This window comes from Mitsuaria sp. TWR114 (assembly GCF_007997345.1).
Genome location: NZ_VOSR01000912.1, coordinates 1 through 9,749 on the forward strand (window position 1 = coordinate 1; position 9,749 = coordinate 9,749).

Below are 9,749 nucleotides of genomic sequence, written 5' to 3' on the forward strand. Positions count from 1 at the left end.
ATCAGGTTGGCGGTCGGCACCGCGCGACCCTGCGCATCGACCGCGCTGACGGTCACCGCCACCGCATCGCGGCCGTCGCCGGCCAGCACGGCGCGGTCGGCGGCAAGCACCAGGCGGCCGGGGCGTCGCTGGTCTCCACCAGGTCGCGGGCCAGTTCACGCGTTCCCTCCAGCGCGACGGCCTCGAGCCGGCCCGGCGCGTAGGGCAGGTCGACGCTGACGATGCCGTCGCGGTCCGCCGCCTGCTCCGCGACCGCCTGGCCGTTCAGCAGCAGGCGCACGCGCGGCGCGTTGGTGGCGACCATCACCTTCACCGGCTGACCCTCGCTGCCGGCCCAGTTCCAGTGCGGCAGGATCTTGACCACGGTGCGGTCCTTCACCCATTGCGCCTGCCGGATGTAGAAGGCCGCCTTGGGGAAACCGCACAGGTCCAGGGCGCCGAAGAAGGTCGAGGCGCTCGGCCATTCGAAGGGCGTGGGCTCGCCGTGGTAGTCGAAGCCGCTCCAGACGAAGCCGCCCGCCATGAACGGCCGCTGCGCGAGGTGCCGCCAGGCGTCGCGGTGGGTCTGGCCCCAGGACGCGGGCTCGTCGTCATGGCTGCCCAGCACCTGCGCCTGCCGGTCGCTGCGCCAGGCGCCGCGCGTCATGTAGGCGGAGGTGTCCTCGGAACTGAACATCGGCGGCCGGGATGCTCGCGGTGGTAGCGGTCGTAGGCATGGACCTGGTAGTTGACGCCGACCACGTCCAGCACCTCCGAGGCGTTGCGATCGGCGAAGAGACCGTCGTGCATGCCCGCGGTGACAGGCCGGCTCGGGTCCAGCCGCTTGATCTCGGCGGCCATGCGGCGCGCCATCTCGCGGCCTTGCCAGGTGCCTTGCAGCGGCTCTTCGTTGAAGAGGGACCAGAGGATGACGCTGGGCCGGTTGCGGTCACGCCGCACCAGCCAAGTGAGTTGGGCCATCGCGTCCGGGCTCGCGCTGAAGTTGCGGTTCTCGTCCATCACCAGCAGACCCAGCCGGTCCGCCAGGTCCATGACCTCCGGCGCCACCGCGTTGTGGGCGAAGCGCACCGCGTTCACGCCCATCTCCTGGAGGCGACGCAGGCGGAACTCCCAGATCGCCGTCGGCACCGCGACGCCGACGCCGGCATGGTCCTGGTGGATGCACACGCCCTGCAGCTTGAGCGCTTCGCCGTTGAGGAAGAAGCCCCGCTCGGCATCGAAGCGCAGCGTGCGGAAACCGGTGTGCAGCTCGGTGGCGTCGATCTCGCGCAGCGGGCCGGCGCCGGGTTGGCGCAGCACCGCCCGCACGCGATACAGCCGCGGCGATCGCGGCGACCACAGCTCGGGTTGCCGGATGTCCAGCGTCAGGCGCGCGGTGGCCGAGTCCAGCGCGGCGACGCTGACGCGGGTCTCCTTCCGGGCCACCACGGCGCCGTCGGGGCCGGTCACCTCAAGCGAGACGACCGCGGCCCGCGCGGCCTCGCCGGTGTTGTCGACCTGCACCTCGACCGGCAGCGTCCAGCGGTCGTCGCGCTGCACCGGATTGGCGTAGAGGCCGTCGGTGGCGATGTGCAGCGGGTCGCGCTTGACCAGCCAGACATGGCGGTAGATGCCGGCGCCTTCGTACCACCAGCCTTCCTGGGCGTCCGCGTCGACGCGCACCGCGATGCTGTTCACCTCGTCGCCGTAGCGCAGGTAGGGCGTGATGTCGATGGCGCGGCCGTTGTAGCCGGACCAGTTGCGATTCACCACGATGCCGTTGACCCACACCGTGCTGTGGGTCGCGATGCCGTCGAACTGCAGTTCGATGTGGCGGCTCCGGTCGGACTCCGGCAGTTGCAGATAACGCCGGTACCAGCCGATGCCTCGGGCGCGGTAGCCCTGCGACGCGTTCTCTTGACGGTCGAAGGCGTTCTCGATCGCCCAGTCGTGCGGCAGGTCCAGCCGGCGCCAGTCGGAGTCGTCGAACTCCGCCCCACCGGCGCCGACGACGCCGCCCGCCTTGGCCTGGTGGTAGCTCGCGCCGTGTCCCTTGACCGGCGGCGGCGGCACTTCGCCGCGGTGGAACAGCCAGCCGGCGTCCAGCGACAGGCGCTCGCGCGGCCCCTCGGCGCGCGCGGTAGCGGGCAGCAGCGCCGCGATCGCCAGGCAGGCGATCAACAGCCCATGAACCAGTGACGCAGGGCGCGTCATCGTCTTGAACATCTTGTCTCCATGACGAGGACCGCGGCGCCGGAAAGGCGGCGGTCCTTCGAGGCTCTGACGGCCGTTGATGTGGTCTTACCAGTTTCTCAGAATCTACTTTCGGTCTTACCGGTGAAAACACCGAGCCGACGGCTCAGCCGCGGAAGCGATACCGCTCCAGCGACTCGGGTTTCATCGTGATGGAGAAGCCCGGAGCGGTCGGCAGCAGGTAGGCGGCGCCACGCACGACGCAGGGATCGACGAAGTGCTCATGCAGATGGTCGACGTACTCGATCACCCGGTCCTCGCGGCTGGCGGAGACGCACAGGAAGTCGATGACCGAGAGGTGCTGCACGTACTCGCACAGGCCCACGCCGCCCGCGTGCGGACACACCGGCAGGCCATGCTTGGCGGCCATCAGCAGCACCGCCAGGATCTCGTTGACGCCGCCCAGGCGGCAGCTGTCGATCTGCACCACGTCGATCGCGCCGCGCATGATGAACTGCTTGAACAGGATGCGGTTCTGGCACATCTCGCCGGTGGCGACCCGCATCGGCGAGATGGCCTCGCGGATCGCGCGATGGCCTTCGACGTCGTCGGGGCTGGTGGGCTCTTCGATGAACCAGGGCCGCGCGAAGGCCAGGTCCTTCAGCCAGTCGATGGCCACCGGCACGTCCCACACCTGGTTGGCGTCGATCATCAGGCGGCGGTCGGGCCCCAGCACCTCGCGGGCGATGCGCAGGCGGCGGATGTCGTCCTCGCGGTCGCGGCCGACCTTGAGCTTCACATGGCCGAAGCCGGCGTCCACCGCTTCCTGGCACAGGCGCCGGAGCTTGTCGTCCGGGTAGCCGAGCCAGCCGGCCGAGGTCGTGTAGCAGGGATAGCCCTCGCGCTCGAGCAGGGCCAGGCGCTCGGCCTTGCCCTCGGCGGCGCGGGTCAGCAGCGCGAGCGCCTCGTCCGGCGTGATGCAGTCGGTGAGGTAGCGGAAGTCGATGCAGCGCACCAGCTCCTCGGGGCTCATGTCGGCGACCAGGCGCCACAGCGGCTTGCCCTCGGCCTTCGCCCACAGGTCCCAGACCGCGTTGACGACGGCGCCGGTGGCCAGGTGGATCGCGCCCTTGTCGGGCCCGATCCAGCGCAGCTGGCTGTCCGAGGTCACGTGGCGCCAGAAGCGCCCCATGTCGGCGGCGATCCAATCCAGGTCCACGCCGACGACGAGATGCCGCATCGCCTCGATGGCGCGGCAGCACAGGTCGTTGCCGCGCCCGATGGTGAAGGTCAGGCCGTGGCCTTCCAGTCCCGGCCGGTCCGTCTCGAGGATGACGTAGGCGGCCGAGTAATCCGGATCGGGATTCATCGCGTCGGAGCCGTCCAGGTGGGCCGACGTGGGGAAGCGCACGTCGACGGTGCGCAGATCGGTGATGCGGGTCATGGGGGCGGGGTGAGGTGGCGGGCTTCAGGCGGCGACGGTGCGCTGGGTCTGCGTGCCCAGTCCGGCGATGCCCAGGCGCATCGTCTGGCCGGGCCGCAGGTAGACCGGCGGCTTCTGGCCCAGGCCGACGCCGGGCGGCGTGCCGGTGGAGATGACGTCCCCCGGCTGCAGGCTCATGAAGCGGCTCAGGTAGCTGACGATCTGCGCCACGCCGAACACCATCGTGCGGGTGTTGCCGTTCTGGTAGCGGTGGCCGTCGACCTCCAGCCAGAGGTCCAGCTGCTGCGGGTCCGGGATCTCGTCCGCGGTGACCAGCCAGGGGCCGAGCGGCCCGAAGGTGTCGCAGCCCTTGCCCTTGTCCCATTGCGTGCCGCGCTCGAGCTGCCATTCGCGCTCGGACACGTCGTTGACGACGCAGTAGCCGGCGACATGCTTCATCGCGTCGGCCTCGTCGATGTAGGCGCCGCCCTCGCCGATGACGACGCCCAACTCGACCTCCCAATCCGTCTTGACCGAGCCCCGCGGGATGCGCACCGGGTCGTCGGGACCGCTGATCGCGCTGGTCCATTTGGCGAAGACCACCGGTTCCTGCGGCACCGGCAGGCCGGACTCCGCGGCGTGGTCGGCGTAGTTCAGGCCGATGCAGATGAACTTGCCGACCTGGCCGACGCAGGGACCGAGCCGCAGGTCCCGCTGCGGCGTGCCAGGGACCCGGGGCAGGGTGGTGGGATCGAGCTGGCGCAGCAGCGACAGGCCGGCGGGGGTCAGCACCTCGCCGGCGAGGTCGTCGATGTGTTCGGAGAGGTCGCGCACCTGGCCGTCGGCGTCCAGCAGGCCGGGGCGTTCCTGGCCGGGCGGGCCGTAGCGGAGCAGTTTCATGGCAGTCCTTGCGAGAGAGGCGAGAGGGGCGAGAGGGGCGAGAGGAAATCGGAGGGGCGGCTTGAAGGCCGGAACGGCCCGAAGGCCTGTCGGCCTGGCGACCGGGAAACGGCGACGGCCACGGGGTTCAGATCGTGACGCCGCCGTCGACGCTGACCGCCTGGCCGGTGATGAAGCGGGACGCGTCGCTGAGCAGGAACACCACCAACGGTGCGATGTCGTCCACCGTGGCCAGGCGTCCCATCGGCTGGCGCGCGATGAAGTCGCGCTCGGCCTGCACCGGATCGGCGGCCGCGGCGATGCGCCCGCGCAGCGAGGGCGTGTCCACCGTGCCGGGGCACAGCGCATTGCAGCGCAGGCACTGCTTGACGAAGTCGGCCGCGACCGACTTGGTCAGGCCGATCACCGCCGCCTTGCTGACGCCATAGACGCAGCGGTTGGGAAAGCCCTTCACCGAGGACGCCATCGACGCCATGTTCAGCACCGAGGCGCTGCCACCGGGGCGCGCCGCCTCGGCCAGCATGCCGGGCAGGAAGGCGCGCAGCATGCGCCACATGCTCTTGACGTTGAGGTCCATGCTGAAATCCCAGGCCGACTCGTCGCAGTCCAGGACCGAGCCGTGATGGACGAAGCCGGCGCAGTTGAAGAGGCCGTGCAGCGGCGGCAGCTCGCGCGCCAGGGACTGGATGGCGGCGTCGTCGCGCACGTCGAGCGGCGCGGTCCGCAAGCGGGACGAATCTCCGGCGTCTTCGCGCAGGCTGTCCAGGCCAGGGGCCGCGAGGTCGGTGGCAATCACCTCGGCGCCCGCCGCGAGGCAGGCCAGTGCGCTCGCGCGGCCGATCCCTTGGGCGGCTGCGGTGATCAGCACGGTCTTGCCAGCGAGGGCGCCAGCGGCGGAAGAGGGCGGAAGGGGCAGGTTCACGGTCGAAATCCGGCCAAGAGGTCTGACCAGTTTATGCCAGACAGGGTTGTCACCCCCACCCGGGAACTACCCTTGATTCGTATCGTTTCAAATTGGTCCGACCGGATGGGTGGCCTGTCGAGCGGCGATCCGCCTTCCCGCGGCGGGCGGGGCCGGGTAGGGCGGGCCCGGCAAGGATTCCGTGTTTATGCCGGTAAGACCGAATGAAGATGTTGCGATACTGGTCAGTCCACATCCGGGATGCAGCTCATGACCTTCCGCTCCTTCGATCCCCTGCCTGGCGCGCTGTCGGGCGCGCTGCTGAGCGCGCTCCTGCTGGGCCTCGCGCCCACCGCGCAAGCGCAGGACGCCGGCCCGGTGACACCGGACGCGGCCCGCGCCAACTTTGCCCGGCCGATCGTGCTGGCGGCCGACGATGTCCGCTCGACGCCGCCGCCGCCGCGAGGCTTCGACGAAACGCGGCCCGGCGTCGTACCGGGCCGGGTGGAGACGTTCAGCTACGAGTCGGGCGTCACCGGCGGGCGTCGCCAGGCGCTGGTCTATCTGCCGGCCGGCTACACGCGCGAGCGCCGCTATCCGGTGCTCTACCTGCTGCACGGCATCGGCGGCAACCAGCACGAATGGACCGGCTACGTGCGGGCCAACGCCGTCCTGGACAACCTCATCGCCGACGGCAAGGCCGTCCCGATGATCGTGGTGATGCCCAATGGCCGGGCCCTGCCGGACGACAGCGTGCCGCCGCCGGATCGCGTCTTCACCGAGGCCAACGCGGCCGGCTTCGCGAAGTTCGAGCGCGACCTGCTGGACTTCCTCATTCCCGCGGTCGAGGCCGCCTACCCGGTCCGGGCGGACGCGCGGCATCGCGCGCTCGCGGGGCTGTCGATGGGCGGCGGGCAGGCGCTCAACATGGGCCTGGGCCATCCGGAGACCTTCGCCTGGATCGGTGGTTTTTCCTCCGCGCCCAACACGCGGGCCACGGCGGAGTTGACGCCCGATCCCGGCGCGCTGCGCCGGCAATTGGCGCTGCTGTACCTGTCCTGCGGCAACCGGGATGGCTTGATCAGCGTCTCGCAGCGGGTGCACCGGGACCTGCTCCGGCAAGGCGTTCCCCACCAGTGGAACGTCGACGCCAGCGGGCACGACCGCGAGAGCTGGAGCGACAACCTGTACCAGTTCTCGCAGCGGCTCTTCCGATGAACCGCCGTGCCGCCCGGTGGCGCCGGGTCGCTCAGACCTTGAGGCCGCGCTCGATCTCGGTCAGCTTGTAGCGCGCCAGGGCCAGGTTGCCCTTGGCCCGGTCCAGCACCAGGTAGAGGAACAGGCCGGCGTTGTTGGGCACCAGCCGGATCAGGTGGTACTGGTCCGCGAGCGTGATCAGGATGTCCTCGATGCCGCCCTTGCGCAGGCCCAGCGCTTCCATGGTCTGCAGCTTGGCGCGCACCACCTGCGTGTTGCCGGCCGCGGCCAGTTCGAGGTTGAGGCCGGAGCCCGCCTGGGCCAGGCACATGCCGCTGCGGTAGTCCACCAGGGCGGCCGACATCGCACCGTCGATCGTCATCGCAGCCGACATCGACTGCTGCAGGTTGTTGCTCATGGGTACTTTCGTGAGGTCAGGGGGAGGGAAGGCGGCCGGGCTGCGGGGCTGGCCAACGGTCGAGTTCGTCGATGAGGACGAACCACAGGGTTTCCGCGCTGCTGTCAGGCAGGCGGTAGAGACGCCGGGCGTCGTCGCTTCGCGGCACCATCGATCGCAGCGCCGATTCCTCGACGAGGGCGTTGGGCGCAGCAGCGCATGGATGCGGGGCACGCCGGCATCGACGGCGCGCTGGAAGACCTCGGTGGCGGCCCGGACCGAGCCGGGCCCCACCAGCAGGAAGAGGGCGTCCGGTCCGGCGCCGGGCGAGAGCTCGTCCAGGTGCCGGGGCGGCTTGACCCACTCGAGGGCCGGCCCCGACGGCGAGGCGCCGGGGCGGACGATGCGGCGCCCTCGCTGCCCGGCGAGGTCGGAGGTACCGGCGCATTGCGCCAGGGCCTGGTCGCCCAGGCGCGCCGTCAGGTCAACGACGCGGATCGCGGGTCGGGTCATCGCTCGTTCCTGTCGTCGAATCCGGAGGGTGAAGGTGCGCGGTCATGTCCGTGGGCCTCGGACGTCGATCGGGTCGCGCGACGAGGAAAAAGATGCGTTGGTCGGATTGTCCCGAGCCCTCCCCGGCATGCCTTCACTGACCCGTCACTGGCGTCCCACCGGGGGCTGCGGGCAGTGCAGGACGCGCGTCCGGCCGGTGCGCGCTGCGCGCTTCGAGGCATTTCTTCACTCGGCCGCGCGGCTCGGTGATGTCGCCGGCGTGCGCTCGGACGTCGGCTCGGTAAGCTCGCCAGCGAAGACGACAGCCGGAGACGACATGAGGAACGCATGGAGCCGCGCGATGGTGCGCGGCGCATGGCTGCTGGCGTCGATCCTCGGATCGTCGGCCGGCTTCTGCGAGCAGATGAACCTGCGCGAGTTCGGCCAGCCGGACGGCCTGGGCAACCTGGCGCTCAACGCGCTGCAACAGGATGCGCAGGGTTTCCTGTGGGCCGGCACCGAGAACGGCCTGTATCGCCACGACGGGCAGCGCATCGAGCGCGTCGCCACGCAGGAACTGCGGCGGGTGGCCGCGCTGGCCAGCGGCGGCGGACACCTGTGGATCCTCTCCGACACCGGCACCTGGTGGTGGCACGACGGCCGGCTGGAGCGCGTGCTCCCCCGGACGGCGAAGCTGCCGCAGGACGTGCCGATGGCGATCGCCGCGCGCGGCGACGAGGCCTGGTTCGTCACCGTGGGCGGGCTGCAGCACGTGGTCGTCGACCGGCAGACCGACAGCTGGTCCTCGAGCCCGGTGATGACGGCCGAGCAACTGGCGCGTCATCCGGAGATGGGCCGCCTGGCCAGCGTCATGCTGGCGCGCGACGGCGCGCTGTGGGCGGGTTGCGGCGACGCCATCTGCCGCTGGCATCGCGGCGAGCTCAAGCGATGGGATGCGCGCAGCGGCGTTGCGCGCCAGCAGTGGCATGCGCTGCTCGAGGCCAGCGACGGCAGCGTCTGGGCGCGCTCCACGCAGGCGACGCTGCAACTGTCCGCGGGCGCCGAGGGCTTCGTCGACCGCACCGCGCCCAGCGACCGCGGCGACCCGATGCATCGCTATCCGCTGGTCGAGGATGCCGCGCACCGCATCCTGACCGCGTCGCAGCTGGGCGTGCTGCGCTGGCAGGGCCAGCAGTGGCAGTCCTTCGGCAAGCGGCAAGGCCTGCCCGGCGACGGTCGCGTCCACGCGCTGCTGAGCGATCGCGAAGGCGGGCTCTGGCTTGGGCTGCGCGGCACGGGGTTGCTGCAGTGGCGCGGCTACGGCCGCTGGGAGAGCTGGACCGATGCGGACGGCCTGCCCAGCAGCGTGGTCTGGACGATGCAGCGTGACGGGGAGGGGCGTGGCGCGCTGCATGTCGGCACGGGACGGGGGCTGGCGGCGTTCGACGCGGCGCAGGGCGTGTTCCGCCAGGTGCCGCTGCCGCACGCGGGCGACCTCTTCGGGCTGGTCCCCGATGGCCAGGGCGGCCTGTGGGCCGCCACCGATGTAGCGACCTTCCACCACGTGCGCGACGGACGAGGGCTGCCGGGCCCGATCACGACGCCCGGCGGGACCGAGGACGGCTTCCTCTGGGCGCTGGCCTCGAAGGACGGCGCGCTCTGGGTCATCACCGCCGGCAAGCTGCATCGCTGGCCCGAGGCGGGCCGAGGCCCGGTGCAGGCGGTGCCCGGCCCCCCAGGCAATGCGCAGGAGCATTTCTACGACGCCTGCGAGACGCCCGACGGCACGTTGTGGCTCGCCGGGGCGCGTGGGCTGGCCCGACGCCGGGCAGGCCAATGGCTGTCGTCCCTCGCGGTCGAGGACGGGGTGACCTACGTCGCCTGTGGCGAGGACGGCACCGTCGTCGCGGCCAGCGAGGCCGGCCAGGCCTGGCGGGTGCGGACGCCAGGGGCGGCGAAGCCGTCGCTGGAAAGCCTGGACGCCCCCGTCCTCAAGGGCCGGATGATCGTGTCCCTGCTGATCGACAGCCGAGGCTGGCTCTGGCTCGGCACCGACGCCGGGCTGGTGGTGCACGACGGGACGCATTGGAAGCTGCTGGATCGCTCGCAGGGGCTGGCCTGGAACGACACCTCGGGCCACGCGCTGTACGAGGACGGCGACCGGTCGATGTGGATCGGCACCAGCCGCGGCTTGTCGCGCCTGATCGATCCCTCCCAGGTCTTCGCGACGGCCTTGCCGCGCCCGGTGCTGATGTCGGCGACGCGCG

Annotated in this window: 9 protein-coding genes; 2 read left to right on the forward strand and 7 right to left on the reverse strand. The window is 71.1% G+C overall.

The window, feature by feature from the left end; genetic code table 11:
- From FUT87_RS31140 to FUT87_RS25725, 6 genes are all read right to left on the reverse strand, one after another.
- The coding region (locus tag FUT87_RS31140) for a hypothetical protein (protein ID WP_310735328.1) at window positions 1–89 on the reverse strand (89 nt) is incomplete at its 3' end.
- Window positions 53–676: a DUF4982 domain-containing protein gene (locus FUT87_RS31145; protein WP_255512039.1), complete on the reverse strand. Its 624-nt coding sequence runs from the start codon at window positions 674–676 to the stop codon at window positions 53–55. The genes FUT87_RS31140 and FUT87_RS31145, both read right to left, overlap by 37 nt.
- Entirely contained in the window at window positions 643–2,205 is a 1,563-nt protein-coding gene (locus FUT87_RS25710; protein WP_255512040.1) for a glycoside hydrolase family 2 TIM barrel-domain containing protein, read from the reverse strand. Before FUT87_RS25710 ends, FUT87_RS31145 begins: the two co-directional genes overlap by 34 nt.
- Before the next feature lie 133 nt (window positions 2,206–2,338).
- Window positions 2,339–3,616 (reverse strand): L-fuconate dehydratase, encoded by a 1,278-nt coding sequence (locus FUT87_RS25715; protein WP_147242826.1) that lies wholly within the window; start codon window positions 3,614–3,616, stop codon window positions 2,339–2,341.
- 24 nt (window positions 3,617–3,640) lie between these two features.
- A complete protein-coding gene (locus tag FUT87_RS25720) occupies window positions 3,641–4,495 on the reverse strand; it encodes an ureidoglycolate lyase (RefSeq protein WP_147242827.1) in 855 nt (284 codons plus the stop codon).
- A 127-nt stretch (window positions 4,496–4,622) separates the two neighbouring features.
- Window positions 4,623–5,417, reverse strand: coding sequence for an SDR family oxidoreductase (locus tag FUT87_RS25725; protein ID WP_255512041.1), 795 nt, complete (start codon window positions 5,415–5,417; stop codon window positions 4,623–4,625).
- A gap of 249 nt (window positions 5,418–5,666) precedes the next feature.
- Between FUT87_RS25725 and FUT87_RS25730 the strand changes: the two genes are divergently transcribed.
- On the forward strand, window positions 5,667–6,614 hold the full coding sequence (locus tag FUT87_RS25730; RefSeq protein ID WP_147242828.1) for an esterase family protein: 948 nt from the start codon (window positions 5,667–5,669) through the stop codon (window positions 6,612–6,614).
- A gap of 31 nt (window positions 6,615–6,645) precedes the next feature.
- On the opposite strand, the gene FUT87_RS25735 is transcribed toward FUT87_RS25730, so the two are convergent.
- On the reverse strand, window positions 6,646–7,011 hold the full coding sequence (locus FUT87_RS25735) for a hypothetical protein (RefSeq protein ID WP_404932597.1): 366 nt from the start codon (window positions 7,009–7,011) through the stop codon (window positions 6,646–6,648).
- 808 nt (window positions 7,012–7,819) lie between these two features.
- On the opposite strand from FUT87_RS25735, the gene FUT87_RS25740 reads away from it, so the two are divergent.
- On the forward strand, window positions 7,820–9,749 hold a 1,930-nt coding region (locus tag FUT87_RS25740; protein ID WP_147242829.1), incomplete at its 3' end, for a hypothetical protein.